The 15,052-nt window shown below is 63.2% G+C and carries 11 protein-coding genes and 1 tRNA gene; 8 read left to right on the top strand and 4 right to left on the bottom strand.

From position 1 onward, the window contains the following. Nucleotides 1-140: 140 nt before the first annotated feature. Nucleotides 141-1,046, top strand: a complete 906-nt coding sequence (locus BLQ92_RS04545; RefSeq protein ID WP_090682116.1) for a LysR family transcriptional regulator — start codon at nt 141-143, stop codon at nt 1,044-1,046. A gap of 32 nt (nt 1,047-1,078) precedes the next feature. Here BLQ92_RS04545 and dhaL read toward each other — a convergent pair whose 3' ends face one another. From dhaL to BLQ92_RS04525, 3 genes are all read right to left on the bottom strand, one after another. Beyond that, entirely contained in the window at nt 1,079-2,782 is a 1,704-nt protein-coding gene (gene dhaL, locus BLQ92_RS04540) for a dihydroxyacetone kinase subunit DhaL (protein WP_090682115.1), read from the bottom strand. Nucleotides 2,783-3,134: 352 nt separating this feature from the next. Next, nucleotides 3,135-3,211 (bottom strand) — tRNA-Val (locus BLQ92_RS04530). Nucleotides 3,212-3,437: 226 nt separating this feature from the next. Continuing rightward, a complete protein-coding gene (locus tag BLQ92_RS04525) occupies nt 3,438-4,070 on the bottom strand; it encodes a hypothetical protein (RefSeq protein ID WP_143016508.1) in 633 nt (210 codons plus the stop codon). Nucleotides 4,071-4,530: 460 nt separating this feature from the next. On the opposite strand from BLQ92_RS04525, the gene BLQ92_RS04520 reads away from it, so the two are divergent. Together BLQ92_RS04520 and BLQ92_RS04515 are read left to right on the top strand one after the other, a co-directional pair. Further along, the gene (locus tag BLQ92_RS04520; protein ID WP_425194941.1) at nt 4,531-5,142 is read left to right on the top strand and encodes a hypothetical protein; all 612 of its coding nucleotides are present in this window, start codon (nt 4,531-4,533) and stop codon (nt 5,140-5,142) included. 172 nt (nt 5,143-5,314) lie between these two features. Then, the gene (locus tag BLQ92_RS04515) at nt 5,315-7,012 is read left to right on the top strand and encodes a methyl-accepting chemotaxis protein (protein ID WP_090682108.1); all 1,698 of its coding nucleotides are present in this window, start codon (nt 5,315-5,317) and stop codon (nt 7,010-7,012) included. 41 nt (nt 7,013-7,053) lie between these two features. Here the strand turns inward: BLQ92_RS04515 and BLQ92_RS04510 are convergent, their stop codons facing one another. Further along, a complete protein-coding gene (locus BLQ92_RS04510; RefSeq protein WP_090682107.1) occupies nt 7,054-7,671 on the bottom strand; it encodes a TetR/AcrR family transcriptional regulator in 618 nt (205 codons plus the stop codon). 83 nt (nt 7,672-7,754) lie between these two features. Here BLQ92_RS04510 and BLQ92_RS04505 point away from each other — a divergent pair, with 83 nt between their 5' ends. The 5 genes from BLQ92_RS04505 (at nt 7,755) to BLQ92_RS04485 (ending at nt 15,052) form a co-directional block, all read left to right on the top strand. Beyond that, nucleotides 7,755-8,882 (top strand): MBL fold metallo-hydrolase, encoded by a 1,128-nt coding sequence (locus tag BLQ92_RS04505; protein WP_090682105.1) that lies wholly within the window; start codon nt 7,755-7,757, stop codon nt 8,880-8,882. A gap of 572 nt (nt 8,883-9,454) precedes the next feature. After that, nucleotides 9,455-10,534, top strand: a complete 1,080-nt coding sequence (locus BLQ92_RS04500; protein ID WP_090682103.1) for a hybrid sensor histidine kinase/response regulator — start codon at nt 9,455-9,457, stop codon at nt 10,532-10,534. Between the two features lie 117 nt (nt 10,535-10,651). After that, the gene (locus tag BLQ92_RS04495; RefSeq protein ID WP_090682101.1) at nt 10,652-12,448 is read left to right on the top strand and encodes a PHA/PHB synthase family protein; all 1,797 of its coding nucleotides are present in this window, start codon (nt 10,652-10,654) and stop codon (nt 12,446-12,448) included. A gap of 10 nt (nt 12,449-12,458) precedes the next feature. After that, on the top strand, nt 12,459-13,862 hold the full coding sequence (locus BLQ92_RS04490; RefSeq protein ID WP_090682100.1) for a bifunctional enoyl-CoA hydratase/phosphate acetyltransferase: 1,404 nt from the start codon (nt 12,459-12,461) through the stop codon (nt 13,860-13,862). Further along, nucleotides 13,859-15,052, top strand: a complete 1,194-nt coding sequence (locus BLQ92_RS04485) for an acetate/propionate family kinase (RefSeq protein ID WP_090682098.1) — start codon at nt 13,859-13,861, stop codon at nt 15,050-15,052. Before BLQ92_RS04490 ends, BLQ92_RS04485 begins: the two co-directional genes overlap by 4 nt.

Raw genomic sequence — 15,052 nt, 5'->3', positions numbered from 1 at the left:
GTCCGATCGCACGTTCATGGCGGGCTTGACGGAAAGCGCCACGCCACTCGATTTGCGCGACTTCAAGGACTAATATATCGGGAACACACGTCCCGATTGATGAGGTTTTTTCCCGTGAATTATTCCTGCATGGACCCAATATGACCGACAGACTCGATGGCGTGACGACCTTCGTCCAGGTCGTCGAAGCGGGTAGTTTCACACTTGCGGCCGAGCGCATGCATCTCACGCGCTCGGCAGTGGGGAAAGTGATTACGCGGCTCGAAGCGCGTCTCGGCGCGCGCCTCCTGCATCGCACCACGCGCAGCCAGACGCTGACCGAGGCTGGTCAGGCGTATTACGACCGCTGTGTGCGGGCTCTCGCCGAACTCGAGGCGGCGGAAGCCGACCTGGAGAGCGAACGCACCGAACCGCGCGGCCGTCTGCGAGTCAGCGTGCCGATTGCCTTCGGTCATCATTGCGTCGCGCCGGTGCTGTTCGAACTGGCTCGGCAACACAAGCAGTTGCAGATCGACATTTCGTTTAGCGATCGAGAGGTGGATCTGATCGAGGAAGGTTTCGACCTCGCGGTGCGCATCGGCGAGTTGCACGACAGCACAAGTCTCGCCGCGCGCCACCTCGGCGTGCAGCATATGAGCATCGGCGCCGCGCCGTCGTATCTGGCGAAATACGGCGTGCCCGTGGACCTCGACGACCTCCACGGGCATGCGGGGATCGCCTACTCGCGCGGTGGCGTGCTGGCGCCCTGGCGTGCACTGAATAGCGAGGGCCAGGCACAGGAGCTGCGCATCACGCCGCAACTGAGCCTCGACGATATTCAGGCCATCGCCGATGCCGGCATTGCCGGTTTTGGACTCGTGCAGTTGCCTTGCTGGCTGCTGGCGCGCCATGCCCAAACCGGTCGACTGGCTTACGTCAGGGAACGCTGCGGCGTACGGGCCCAGGACATCCACGCGGTCTGGCCGCAGACGCGCTATCTGCCGCTCAAGACGCGTTGCGCGATCGACGCCCTCGTGGCGGAAATCCCCGAGATGATTCGCGCTTGAGCCGCTTTTAATTCCCGCGCAGTCACTCCCGGTCAGTCACGCAAAGCTGCACGGACTGCGGCAAGCCAAAGTCCCACTGCATGCGCGCCGGGATCTGCGAAGCCAAGCGCGCGACCACCCACGTAGCTGGAGCGCCCCAAGCGCGGCTTCATCGCAGCGGTCTGCGAGGCGCCGGTTGTCGCGGCATCCACCGCGGCCAGCAACGCCTCATCTGGGTTAGCCGCTTGCGCGAGCGCGGCTTGCAGGGCGTCGGCGGCCGGCAGCAACGCATCGACCATGGTGCGATCGCCAGCATGAGCGCCGCCGAGCTCCATCAGCGCGGTGACACCGGCGCTGAACGCATCGGCCCAGCGCTGCGCGCTTGCGCCGCCTGCTTGATCAAGAACGCTGCCGGCCCGCAGCAACATGACCGCGTAGAGCGGCCCCGAGGTGCCGCCGACCACGCGCCGCACCGTCGCGGACATCGCCCGTAATACGGCTCCCGGCGCCGCTTCGCCGGGATAGCTGTCCAGCTCTTGCAGGATGCCTCGTGCACCGCGTGCGAGGCTGATACCCAGGTCGCCGTCGCCCACGCGCTGATCCATCTCGGTCAAGAGGGATTCTGCATCAATCAGACGGGCGCAGACCGCTTCGATTACGCGGCGCAACGGCGCTTGGCGGCCGAGCCGCGCAGCATGGGTCTCGCCGGGCGCAACCGGCGCTTCCTTGATTTGAGCCGGCGTCACGCGGCCGCTCAATGCCGGCCATGCGGACGTATGAGCGGCCGCATCGAGCCACGCGAGCCGCTGATCGTCAAGGCGCAACAGCGTGAGCGATACGCCTGCCATTTCAAGCGCGCTCAGGAACGTGCCGGCCCATGCGCGCTCCACCGCAATGCGACGCCCGGCAAGATAGCGCAGCGCCGAGGCGGCGACGATGTTCAGTTCGCTCGGCGGCGTGCCGCCCAGGTTGTTCACCAGCAGCGCCACCCGCTCATCCGCTCGCAGCGCGAGATCGTCGACGATCTTCGCCAGCAGGCGTGCAACGATGGCATTCGCAGGTTCGAGCGCGCCACGCTCGACGCCGGGCTCGCCATGAATGCCCAGGCCCCACTCGATTTCGCCGTCGCCCAGCTCGAAGCCCGCCTTGCCTGCCGCCGGTACCGTACACGGTGTCAGCGCGACGCCCATGGTGCCGAGCATCGCGGCCGCCTCTCTGGCGGCCTGCGCCACCTCGCTGAGCGGACGACCTTCGGCGGCTGCCGCGCCGGCAATCTTGTGGACCAGCACGGTGCCCGCGAGACCGCGGCGCCCCGCGTGGTCGCCGCTCGCGGAGAGCGCGACGTCGTCGGCAACGATCACCATCTCCACCGCAATGCCTTCGGCGCGGGCGATCTCGGCAGCGAGGCCGAAGTTGAAACGATCGCCGGTGTAGTTCTTGACGATCAGCAGCACGCCTGCGGGACCGGCTACTGCGCGGATCGCGTCGAGCACCGCGTCCGTCGACGGCGACGTAAACACTTCCCCGGCCACTGCCGCGCTCAGCATGCCGTGCCCCACATAGCCGGCGTGGGCCGGCTCGTGGCCGGCGCCGCCGCCGGAGATCAGCGCGACTTCACCGCGCCGGGCAGCGGCTTCGCCGTCGGCGCGCACGATGATCGTGCCGCCCTGCAGTAACGAAAGACCGGGATTGAGTGCGGCGAGTCCGTCCAGCATCTCCGGGACGACCGCGGAAACATCGTTGATGAGCTTTTTCATGTGCGCCAGCTTCCTTAAAAGCCGCGGGCTCTTCGCCAGGAGTCCCTTGCGGCTGGGGTTGCGAGACTGTGATGAGACAGTGGCAAACATCAGCGGGACCCTGACTTTACCGCGCCTTGGCCGCGAGCGCCGCATGGCGATGCAAGACGTGAGAAAGCAGGCAGACGGGAACAGGCTTGCGAATGAAGCGAGGAGCCAAGCGGAGAGGTCAAGCCGAGCACTTAGCGGAAACGCCAGGAGCAAGAACTAACAGGAAGAACGAAACGGAGAGTGAAGCGAGACACGACAGCAGACAGAGACTGAAGCCATTGAAGCCTCAATGGAACAGCATCTATCTGCGCCGAATGTGCGTTGGTAGGCTCGATTGGATTCGAACCAACGACCCCCACCATGTCAAGGTGGTGCTCTAACCAACTGAGCTACGAGCCTTTAGAGGCGCGAATTATAGAGACTCTCTTTACGCAGCACAAGCCCTTGGTGCAATCGATCTTCGCTCTGCATGGCCGGGGGCCCACCGACGAGCAGGTGGCAGCCCGCCCGGAACTCGCTGAAGAACGCGAGCGGCCGATGATATTGCTGGTGTCGGCGCACGGCTGATCGACGCAGCGAAACTGGCGGATAGGTGCATGCCCCTCCGCCTTTGCCCCCTTTCGAATCAACTACCCGTCAACTCGCGCAAGCTATCCACGTTTTCCGAATAGGTGCCCGTCTGCCCGTTCGCAGTGACGGAAATATTGACCGTCGAATTGCTGCCCGGCGTGATGCTCTCCACGGCGTTGTCCCCCGACAGTTGAATCACGCCGCCTTGCACGACACCGTTGCTGATCGTGACCGGCGTCGGGGTAGCGACGCCGAATGCCATCACCGCGTCGCTCGCCTGCACACTGATCGCGCCGCTCGTCAACACCGTATCGCCGGAAGGGTCCGAATCATGCACGCGTGAGTAGTTAAGCGAAGTAATCGTGATCGTGCCGTTGACGTTTCCTGATGTCACAGCCTGGGTGATATTGAGCGTCACGGTTGGCGCGCTCGCGGTGGTCGTAGTGACGCCGGTCGCGGCGTCGTAGCTCATCGAGAATGTGGCCGTGCCGTTTACCACCGTCGTGCCATTCGACGAAGCCAGCGTGAGGTTGTTGGCGGTTTCGACTGCCGTATACGACCAGTTCGCCGCATCGTTACCCACCACCCCTTGCGCGTTTTGCACCTGCACCGTCACGGAACCGCTGACGGCCGCGCTGCTCGACACACCAGGCGCGCTCACTTGCCCGACACATTGACTGAAGTTCACCGTCTCCGTTTCGCCGCTTTGCAAACCGGAAGAGCCAGCATTTTGCGTCGCCACCACGATCGAACCGCTACCCGGACAAGATACCGAAGGCCGCTGCATCGTGCACCCTTTGATCAGATGAATCGACCTGCCTCGCGCTCCGTGTGCAACCCGAACAGGTCGATGAGTGAAGTGATTATCGAAGCGAGGCACGGCAGGCAATCTAACGAATAAGCCCTTAAACACGGCTCTAATCTGTTCAGTAAACCGAATCATCCAACGATCCGGCAAGACTTACCCGCAGAAAATTCCGCTTCTGCGAACTCACGGCTCACGATTTCGAACTGCTGTGTGATTGCCCCGTTGTTCACGCATTTGAACCACTCGCTCAAACCGTAAAGTCTGCTCCACGAACAAATCCCTTTACGGAGAAGGTGCGGTGAAAAAGGTTAAACAGGCGGCTCTCGTCGCAGCAATCGCGATGCTCGCGGCAGGCGCCGCACAGTCGCAAGAAGTGTATGTACAGGGTGGCACGCTCGGCGCGGGCGTCGGCGCCGCAATGCCGCTCAACTCGTGGGCTGGCGTGCATGCCGAACTCGAAGGCCTCGGTTTCTCGCACTCGGTGAACGTCGACGGCAATCAATACGATGGTCGTCTCACGTTGTTGCAAGGCGGCCTATACCTGGACCTCTTTCCGTTCCCGTCGAGCGGCTTTCGCGTGACGACCGGTGCGCTGATCAACGGCGACAAGTTGCAAGCAAACGCCGCCCCCAACGCGGACGGCAACTATAAGATCGGTAACGACTACGTGCCTGCTGTCGGCGCTGCGCCGTCCGCCACGGCAACGCTGCCGCACGTCATGCCGTATCTCGGCGTCGGCTATGGACACAAGCCCGTCAGCAAGGGCTTTGGTCTGACGCTGGATCTCGGCGTTGCCTATGGCCGGCCCCGTGTGTCGTACAGCGTGCCGCAGATCTACACGCTCTTCACGACGCAGACCAACATCGACCAGGAAGAACAGAACCTGGACAACAAAGCCTCTCGCTACAAGCTCTATCCCGTCGCCCAGATCGGCGTGACCTATCGGTTCTGAAAGATGCGAACGAGATCGCGCAGCAGCGCCCGGATAACAGTTCACACGTGGAAACGCCACATAGGTTTCCACTGACTCAAGTTACACCGTGATATTCCGACAATCCGTATAGCATCGCGCCGGCCGACATCACGCCTCGCCACGCATTCATCTGATGATTACAGGAGCGATCATGGAAATTCGCCGCAAGCTGCAGGTTTTTTCGTTGATCACGATTGTTTCGATGGGAGCCGGCCTGCTCGTCACGACACTCGGGTTGAACATCGCCATGAAAGCGGAGGACCGCTCGCACCTGCTGGAAAAGCAGGTGCAGGGCATCACCGAAATCAAGGCAAGCGCGCTGTCGACCATTCAGCTCGACCCGACCTCGTCCGACACGACGAAGATTTTCTCCGACGCGGAACACAACATCGACACCTGGTCGCAGACCTTGCGCCCGATGTTCGATACGCCTGAGCGCGCCGAAAAATTCCGTACCGTGAGCGAAGGATGGAAAGCATACGACCAGAAGTCGCATCAGTTGTTCGAGCTCGCCACGCATGACGCGAAAAGCGCGAACGATCAGACCACCACGCTGTACCACACCGATTTTCAACCCTTTCAGGCAAATCTCGAGCGGATGGCGGGCGATCTGAACCAGCTCGCGGCCGACGCCAACGACCGGGCCCACGCAGTCGTCACGCAACTCTTCATGACGGTTGTTGCGTGCATGCTGCTCGGCATGGCGGTAGTCTGCGTGATGGTGTTCTTCCTCGCCCGCGCGCTCAATCGCAGCGTGTCGTCGCTGCAAGGCGCGATCGAGCAGATCAGCCAGTCGCACGACTTCACCTTGCGTGCTCCGGTACTTCAGCGTGACGAAATCGGCCGCACCGCGGAGGCGTTCAACAGCCTGATTGCACGCGTGGCCGCAGCGCTTCGCGAGGTGCTGAGCACGGCAGAGTCGGTCGGCACCGCAACCCGGCAAATCGCGGCAGGCAATACCGATCTGTCGAGCCGCACCGAGGAACAGGCGGCTTCACTCCAGGAAACCGCTGCAAGCATGGAACAGTTGACCGCCACCGTGCGGCACAACACCGATAACGCCCAGCAGGCCGCCACGCTGGCCGGCAGCGCCTCGCACATCGCGCAGCGCGGCGGCGATGTGGTGGGACGGGTGGTCGAAACCATGCACGGCATTACCGACAGTTCCTCCAAAATGGCCGAGATCATCAGCGTGATCGAGGGCATTGCGTTTCAGACCAACATCCTCGCACTCAACGCGGCGGTCGAAGCCGCGCGCGCCGGCGAACAGGGCCGCGGTTTTGCCGTGGTGGCCGGCGAGGTGCGCACGCTCGCGCAACGCAGCGCAACTGCGGCCAAGGAAATCAAGGAGCTGATCGGCGATTCGGCGAGCCGGGTCGAAGCCGGTTCACGACTGGTTGCGGAAGCCGGCAACACGATCAATGAGATCGTCGATTCGGTGAAGCGCGTGACCGATATCGTGAGCGAAATTTCGGCGGCATCGCAGGAACAGAATACCGGCATCCAGCAGGTCAACCAGGCCGTCACCCAGATGGACCAGATGACCCAGCAGAATGCGGCCCTCGTCGAAGAAGCCTCGGCCGCGGCGCAATCGATGGCGCAGCAGGCGCAAGGCTTGCGCCAGGCGGTGTCGATCTTCAGGCTCGACGAGACGCGGGCTGGGGCGTCGAATCCGGCCGTCACACGCAGCGAACCGCGCAGCGTGACGCCGCGAGCCCGTCTGCCGGTGCGTGCGCCTGCGGCGAAACCGAAGGCGTTGCCCGCAGCTAAAGTGGAGCCACGTCCTGCCGAGCGCCAAGCCAGCGCTACCAGCACCGCCAGCGCCGATGCCAACTGGCAAACGTTCTAGAAGGCGGCCATTACCGTCGGCTACAAGAGCGCGCCGCTCACCTACGACGCGTAGCGCGCCAGGAACATATCCGCAGCCGATTCCGCCACCTGTTTCTGCTGCTCTTTCGTCAGGGGCGGCTGCCCCATCGTCACCTGTGGCCAGAACGCGAATGCTTTCACGAGGCCCTGCAATTGCTGCGAAGCGAAGGTCGGATCGGTTGTGTTGAGACGGCCGTCGGCAGCGGCTGCGCGGATCCACACGGTTAGATCCTCTTCGCGCTCGCCCATGCGCGCCACCATGTCGCGCGCGCGTTCCGCCGAATGAATGCCGGCCGCGATAGCCACGCGCGCGAGCGAGAGAAACGCCTCGTCGTGTAACAGGCTCAGCTTCTTCGACAGCAACTGCAGCAACTGCGCGCGCAACGGCTTGCTGGCCGAGTAAGCCGGCGCTTCGCCCGTGTCGCTCGAGTCCCATAGCTGCCGCAGAATCGCGGCAAACAACGCTTCCTTGCTCGGGAAATGGTTATAGACCGTGCGCTTGGAAACACCCGCGCGGGCAGCGACGCGGTCCATGCTGGTGGCGTCGAAGCCGGCGGCGAGGAATTCCTCAATGGCCGCGGCGATCACGGCGGCGCGTTTGCGATCGGTCAGGCGAAGGGATTGGGGGCAGGCGTCCATCAATAAATTTTACACCAGGCAGTTTACTTTTTTCCAGGATAAACTACACTGAACGGTCTACTTTTCGCATCGGGACGTCTCACATGGCATCGTTCAGCGCATCTATTCGTCGTACTTTAGGCCTCACCGCCGCGCGGCGCGGGCGTGAGGCGTTCCGTGCCTCGGCGCAGCACGACGGCGAACGCTTTCGCAACGTCAAGCCGCGTCCCGCCGAAGGAATCGGCAAGACCCTGGGCATCATGTGGAACATGCTGCTCAACAAGCCGGACGACACGGTGCCGGCCAGCGCCCTGCCCGTCGATGCGCTGACGCGCGAACAGCTCAACGCGGCGCCCGACCGCAGCCTGTACCGGCTTGGGCATTCCACCATGCTGCTGAAGCTGCGCGGCCAGTTCTGGCTGACCGACCCGGTTTTCGCGGAACGCGCATCGCCGTTCCGCAACCTCGGCCCGAAACGCTTTCACGCCCCGCCGATCGCGCTCGCCGACTTGCCGCCGCTGCATGGCGTGATTCTTTCGCACGACCACTACGACCATCTGGATCGCGAAACGGTGCTCACGCTCGCCGCGACCACGGGCGTGTTTCTGACGCCGCTGGGCGTCGGCGACCGGCTGATCGAATGGGGCATCGACGCCGCGAAGGTGCAACAGTTCGACTGGTGGCAAGGCGTCGAAATCGACGGTCTTTCGTTCACGGCCACACCGGGGCAGCATTTCTCCGGCCGCAGCCTGTTCGACGGCAACAGTACGTTGTGGGCGTCGTGGGTCATCGTCGATGGCGACCTGCGGGTGTTCTTCAGCGGCGACACGGGTTACTTCGACGGCTTCAAGAGCATCGGCGAGCGGCTTGGCCCGTTCGACGTGACACTGCTGGAAACGGGCGCCTACGACGCACAATGGCCCTATGTGCATATGCAGCCCGACCAGACGGTGCAGGCCCATGTGGATTTGCGCGGCCGCTGGCTGGTGCCGGTTCACAACGGCACCTTCGATCTCGCGATGCACCGCTGGCAGGAACCGTTCGAGCGCGTCATGGGACTCGCGGCTGCGCGCGGCATCCTGCTCTCGACGCCGCGCATGGGCGAGCGGCTGGATCTGGCCGCGCCGCACCGCGGCCAGCGCTGGTGGCGCGCAGTGAGCGAGGTGGTGGCCGAACCCAGGGCGGCGCGTCGCTGGTTCTCGTGCCGCGATGCCGGAGAAGGAAATTCGTAGGATTAAAAGACGTCGGCTATTTGCTTGCCGATTTCTCACTCGAAGTTCGGCAACAAGAGATAAAAATTATCTCTATCAAAAAGCAGTACATAGAACACCTGATTAAGGCGTCAGGCGCGACACAAAAGTAAAATATAAGCGCCGACGCCTGATGCAAACCGCCCGCACACGAAGAGGCAAGCGCACTGCCGCTACTCAGCCGGATCGCAATAGACGACATTATTTAACATTTCACGCAATAACAATTAACCATCCTTAACATTGGTCAATCTCCCAGCGGGAGCGGACTATCTTAAAATTGTTTGCCCGCCGCGAATTGTCAATCGCGCGATCTCGGCATCGACCTTTTCAGTTACGCGATTTTTGACGCGTCAGTGGACGTTCTGCACCTTCTCCATGTCACGGCACGCGCACACCTCGGGCTAGCGGAGATTGACGCGACAAGTCGGTTCCCACGCCAGATCCGCTCCTGCCGCGCCTGGGCAATACCCCGAATTCGCGGCGCACGGATGCGTTGAACGTGCCGATATGACCGGGCATCTCGCCTCAACACCAGATTGTCTATCGTCACCATGACTACAGTTCCGACTTCCATGGCCCCAGCGGCGACCGTACTGCTGGTCGATGATCAACCGATTGTCGGGGAAGTGATCAGACGCGCCCTGGAAAGCGAAAGCGGAATTCATCTGCATGTCTGCACGGACTGGCGTGAGGCGCTCTCCATGGCGTGCCGGGTGAAGCCGACCGTGATTCTGCAGGACCTGATCATGCCTGGGACCGATGGACTGGATCTGGTGCGCAGCTATCGCGCAACGCCTGCCGTTGCCAATGTGCCGGTCGTGGTGCTTTCGTCGCGCGAGCAGCCTACCGTCAAGAGCGACGCCTTCGTTGCCGGAGCCAACGACTATCTGGTCAAGCTGCCGGATGCCATCGAACTGATTGCCCGCATCCGCTACCATTCGGCCTCCTACATTAGTTTGCGCCAGCGCGACGATGCCATGGACTTCCTCTCTCATGACATGCGTTCGCCGCAGACCTCCATCCTGGCGCTGCTGGCGTTGTATCGCACGGAACACGGGACGCTGCCGCCTCTTCTCGAACGTATCGCCACGCATGCCACCCACACACTGGAGTTGGCGGACGGTTTTCTGCATCTGGCACGCGCCCAATCGGAATGGCGCCAGTTCGAAATGGTCGACCTCAACGAGATGGTGGTCGATGCGGTCGACCAGCTCTGGGAGAAGGCGGTCGCCAAGGGCTGTCAGATCCGCATTGAAGCGCCGGACACGACGCTCACCTATTTCGCCGACAGGCTGCTGCTGAGCCGTCTCGTCACCAACCTGCTCGACAATGCCCTGAAATACGGCCCCGAGGCCGCGACCGTGCGCTGCAGTCTCGCGGATACGCCGGAGGGCATCCTGATCGGCGTGGAAGACGAAGGTCCGGGCATTCCGGCCAAAGAGTCCGACCGGGTTGCGGAACGCTTCGTCCGGCTGCCGTCGGGCGTGGTCGATGACGAGAGCGGCTTCGGGCTGGGGCTCGCATTTGTGAATTTCACCGCGGCCAAGCACCGGGGCCATATCGTCATGAAGCGCACGCCGCGAGGATTCATGATCGGCGCGCTGTTACCCAAACACCAGCAGCGCGCATAAAGCCGCCTCACCTGAATCGAGCTACCTCACTCCGTTGACCCAGATCAAGGGCGCCGGCCGTCTGGAGACTAGAGTCCTCACTGCGTAGTAACCGCAGAAAACACTGAGGAACGCAAAATGGATACCCGCTCCAAGCTGGTCACGGTCGACGCTCGCACGCTTCAGAACACGCCTGACGTATCCGCTGCATCCACCCCCTTTCGCGCGCTGGATCACGCGAAAGAAGCCATGATCGCGCGCCTGACCGGGGGCTTGTCGCCCGCCGCGCTGCGCGCGGCGCTGTCCGACTGGCTGATTCATCTCGCCGCCGCACCCGGCAAGCAACTCGAACTCGCCTCGCTCGGCATGCAGAACGCACGACGCATAGGCGAATACGTGGTCCGCACCGCACTCGGCCAGTACGCACCACCGCTCGCCGATCCGTCAACCAGCGATAGCCGGTTCGTTGGCGATCTATGGCAAACCGAACCGTATCGCTTCTGGCAACAAAGCTTCCTGCTCACCGAGCAGTGGTGGAATGCCGCCACGCGTGACGTGCCCGGTACAACGCGCCATCACGAGAACGTGGTGTCGTTCGGTGCGCGTCAGTTGCTCGATATGTTCGCGCCAACCAATTTCCCGCTTAGCAACCCCGAGGTCTCGCAGCGCGCCGCTTCGACCTTCGGCATGAGCCTTCTCGAAGGCATGCGCAACGCGCTTATCGACACCAGCCTGCAAGCGGGCGGTCAGCCGCCGGCCGGTCTCGATCAATACAAGGTGGGGGTCAATCTCGCCGTCACCCCCGGCAAGGTGGTGTTTCGCAACCATCTGATCGAACTGATCCAGTACAGCCCCGCCACCAGCGAAGTGCTCGCCGAGCCCGTGCTGATCGTGCCGGCGTGGATCATGAAGTACTACATCCTGGATCTCTCGCCGCAGAACTCATTGATCCGCTATCTGGTCGAACAGGGACACACCGTGTTCTGCATCTCGTGGCGCAACGTGGACGCCGACGACCGCGATCTGAGCCTTGAGGACTACCGGCAACTGGGCGTGATGGCCGCGCTCGACGTCATCTCGAGCATCGTGCCCGAGCACAAGATTCATGCGACCGGCTATTGCCTCGGCGGCACCTTGCTGTCGATTGCCGCCGCGGCGATGGCGGGTTCGGGCGACGAGCGGCTGGCATCGGTCACGCTGTTTGCGGCGCAGACCGACTTCACCGAACCCGGCGAACTGCAGCTCTTCATCGACGACAGCGAGGTCTATTTCCTCGAAAGCATGATGTGGTCGCAGGGCTATCTGGCTGCCAATCAGATGGCTGGCGCGTTCCAGTTGCTGCAGTCCAACGACCTTATCTGGTCGCGCGTCGTCCACGATTATTTGCTGGGCGAACGCGCACCGGCGATCGACCTGATGGCCTGGAACGCCGACGCCACCCGCATGCCCTACCGCATGCATTCGGAGTATCTGCGGCAGCTCTTCCTCGATAACGATCTGGCCTGCGGCCGCTATCAGGTCGGCGGGCGTCCGGTCTCGATCCGCAACATTCGCGCGCCGCTTTTCGTGGTGGGTACGGAGCGCGATCATATTGCGCCGTGGCACTCGGTCTACAAGATTCACAACCTGTCCGACACGGAGGTCACCTTCGTCCTGACAAGCGGCGGTCATAACGCCGGCATCGTCAGCGAGCCGGGGCACGCACACCGGCATTACCGTATCGAGCGTACCGCTGCGAACGATCTGCGCGTGAGTCCCGACGAGTGGTTCGCTTCTGCCTCACAGCAAGAAGGCTCATGGTGGCCCGTGTGGAGCGACTGGCTCAAGGATCATTCCAGCGCGAAGCGCATCGCACCGCCCAAGGCCACAGCTACGGCTGACTCGCAGCACGAGCCGCTCGCCGATGCGCCCGGCAGCTACGTTTTCCAGCACTGAAGGGACACTGATGAACGACAATCTGTTGCGCAATCGAACTTTCGATCAGCTCGAGGTCGGCGAGTCCGCCTCGCTTGTCAGAACCGCTGGGCAGAACGACATCGACCTGTTCGCCGCCATGTCCGGCGACGTCAATCCGGCTCATACCGACGCCAGGTTCGCCGCCGGCGATCTGTTCGGCCACGTCGTCGTGCAAGGCATGTGGACCGCCGGTCTGATTTCGGCCCTGCTCGGCACGAGACTGCCGGGCCCCGGCACGATCTACCTCGATCAGGACCTGCAGTTCCGCCACCCGGTCGTGCCGGGCGATGTGATTACCGCGACCGTCACCGTGAAGGAAAAGCGCGCGGAAAAGCGCATCGTGCTGCTCGATACGGTTTGCACCAACCAGAAAGGTCAGGCGGTGCTGCTCGGCATCGCCACCGTGGTCGCGCCGAATGCGTCGATCGCCTGGCCGCAGATCGACCGCCCGGACGTGTCGGTGCGGCATCATGACCGCTACGACGCGATCATCCGCGAGGCTCGCTCACGTGCGCCGCTGCGCACCGCCATCGTGCACCCGTGTTCGGTGGATGCGATCAAGGCGGCCATCGAAGCGCGCGACGAAGGTTTGCTCGATCCCGTGCTGATCGGTCCCGAAGCCAAGATTCGCGCGGCCGCCGAGGAAGCGCTCGTGAGCCTCGCAGGCATCGCGATCGAAGCGGTCGAGCACAGTCATGCCGCTGCCGCACGCGCGGTCGAGCTGGGCGCGGCCGGCAAGGTCGGTGCCTTGATGAAAGGCAGTCTGCATAGCGACGAACTGCTCTCCGCCGTCGTCGCTGCATCGTCGAATCTGCGCACCGCGCGAAGGATCAGCCATGCCTATGTGATGGACGTACCAGCCTATGCGAAGCCGCTGATCGTCACGGACGCCGCCGTCAACATTGCGCCAACGCTGGAGCAAAAGCGCGACATCTGCCAGAACGCAATCGACCTGCTGCATATCCTCGGTGTCGAGCGGCCAAGGGTCGCCGTGCTGGCCGCAGAGGAAACCGTCAACCCGAAGATGCCGACCACGCTCGACGCCGCCGCGCTCACCGTGATGGCTACACGCGGACAGATCACCGGCGCGCTGGTGGACGGGCCGCTCGCCTTCGACAATGCGATCAGCCTCGCTGCAGCGCAAGTCAAAGGTATCGCTTCGCCGGTCGCGGGTCAGGCGGACATCCTGCTGGTGCCCGATCTGGAAGCCGGCAACATGCTCGCCAAGCAGTTGATGTACTTCGCCGGTGCGGACGCCGCGGGCCTCGTGCTCGGCGCGCGCATCCCGATCATCCTGACGAGCCGTGCCGACAGCCTGCGCGTGCGCCTCGCTTCCGCAGCCCTCGCCAAACGGGTCGCGGAACATAGCGAAACGGGAGCGCTGCGCTCATGAGCACACCCCTGCTACTGACTTTCAATCCGGGCTCGTCGACGGTCAAGATCGGGCTCTTCAGCGTCGTCGCCGGCACCGCCGTGAGAATCGGCCAAGGGATGATCGACTTTCGGCGCCAGCCGCTGCGGCTTCATCTCAGCAACGGCGACAAGAAGATCGACGTCCCGCTGCATGCGCCGGTCACCGAAGACCTGCACGAAGTGCTCGATGAAACGCTCGGCTGGTTTGCCGCGCATTTCCCGCTCGACGATCTCGTTTCGGTGGGTCATCGCGTCGTGCACGGCGGCGATCGTTTCGCCGGACCGGTGGCGATCGACGACGATACGCTCGCCGCGATCGAAGAACTGGTGCCGCTCGCGCCCCTGCATCAACCGCAGAGCGTCCGGCTGATCCGCGCGATTCGCCATCTGCGGCCGCATCTTGTGCAGTCGGCCTCGTTCGACACCGCGTTTCACCGCACCCAGACGGATCTGGTGCGCCGCTTCGCGATTCCGCGCGCGCTATTCGACAAGGGTGTGAAGCGCTACGGCTTTCACGGCCTGTCGTATCAGTTCGTGATCGGCCAACTCGGGCGGCAGTTCCCACATCTCGCGCGCGGCAAGGTAGTCGCCGCGCATCTCGGCAGCGGCGCAAGCCTGTGCGCCTTCGCGGACGGCAAGAGTTGCGACACCAGCATGGGCTTCTCGACGCTCGACGGCATTCCAATGGCGACCCGCTGCGGTGCCCTCGACGCCGGTGTCGTGCTGCACCTGCTCGAGCAGGAGGGCCTCAGTGCGAAGGAGGTCGAAGAGATCCTGTATGCGAAGTCCGGCTTGCTCGGCGTCTCGGGGATCAGCGCGGATAGCCGCGAACTGCTGGCCAGCCCGCGGCCCGAGGCGCGCGAAGCCCTGGAGTTGTTCGCCTTCCGCATTGCCGGCGAAGTGGCGCGGCTCGCCACAACGCTCGGCGGCCTGAATACCCTCGTGTTCACAGCGGGAATCGGCGAACACCAGCCTGAGACCCGCCACGCCGTCTGCGAGCGGCTGGCGTGGCTCGGCGTCGAACTGGATGCGCCGGCGAATCAGGACAACGCGCGTGTCATCAGCAGCGCCGCCAGCCGGGTCAGTGTGCTGGTGTTGCCCACGGACGAAGAACAGATCATTGCCGACGAAGCGGTTGGCGTGCTCCATCAGGAAGAGGCAAGAACATGA

Origin of the sequence: Paraburkholderia phenazinium, from assembly GCF_900100735.1 — a bacterium.
GTDB classification, from domain to species: domain Bacteria; phylum Pseudomonadota; class Gammaproteobacteria; order Burkholderiales; family Burkholderiaceae; genus Paraburkholderia; species Paraburkholderia phenazinia.
Note: the sequence above shows the minus strand (reverse complement) of the source record. Positions and strands in the feature narration are given on the sequence as shown.

Excerpts from the sequence above, each read along its gene's own strand:
- BLQ92_RS04505 (WP_090682105.1), top strand. The coding sequence starts at position 7,755 with ATGGCATCGTTCAGCGCATCTATTCGTCGTACTTTAGGCCTCACCGCC.
- BLQ92_RS04500 (WP_090682103.1), top strand. The coding sequence starts at position 9,455 with ATGACTACAGTTCCGACTTCCATGGCCCCAGCGGCGACCGTACTGCTG.
- BLQ92_RS04485 (WP_090682098.1), top strand. The coding sequence starts at position 13,859 with ATGAGCACACCCCTGCTACTGACTTTCAATCCGGGCTCGTCGACGGTC.
- BLQ92_RS04510 (WP_090682107.1), bottom strand. The coding sequence starts at position 7,671 with ATGGACGCCTGCCCCCAATCCCTTCGCCTGACCGATCGCAAACGCGCC.
- BLQ92_RS04490 (WP_090682100.1), top strand. The coding sequence starts at position 12,459 with ATGAACGACAATCTGTTGCGCAATCGAACTTTCGATCAGCTCGAGGTC.
- dhaL (WP_090682115.1), bottom strand. The coding sequence starts at position 2,782 with ATGAAAAAGCTCATCAACGATGTTTCCGCGGTCGTCCCGGAGATGCTG.
- BLQ92_RS04545 (WP_090682116.1), top strand. The coding sequence starts at position 141 with ATGACCGACAGACTCGATGGCGTGACGACCTTCGTCCAGGTCGTCGAA.
- BLQ92_RS04520 (WP_425194941.1), top strand. The coding sequence starts at position 4,531 with ATGCTCGCGGCAGGCGCCGCACAGTCGCAAGAAGTGTATGTACAGGGT.
- BLQ92_RS04515 (WP_090682108.1), top strand. The coding sequence starts at position 5,315 with ATGGAAATTCGCCGCAAGCTGCAGGTTTTTTCGTTGATCACGATTGTT.
- BLQ92_RS04495 (WP_090682101.1), top strand. The coding sequence starts at position 10,652 with ATGGATACCCGCTCCAAGCTGGTCACGGTCGACGCTCGCACGCTTCAG.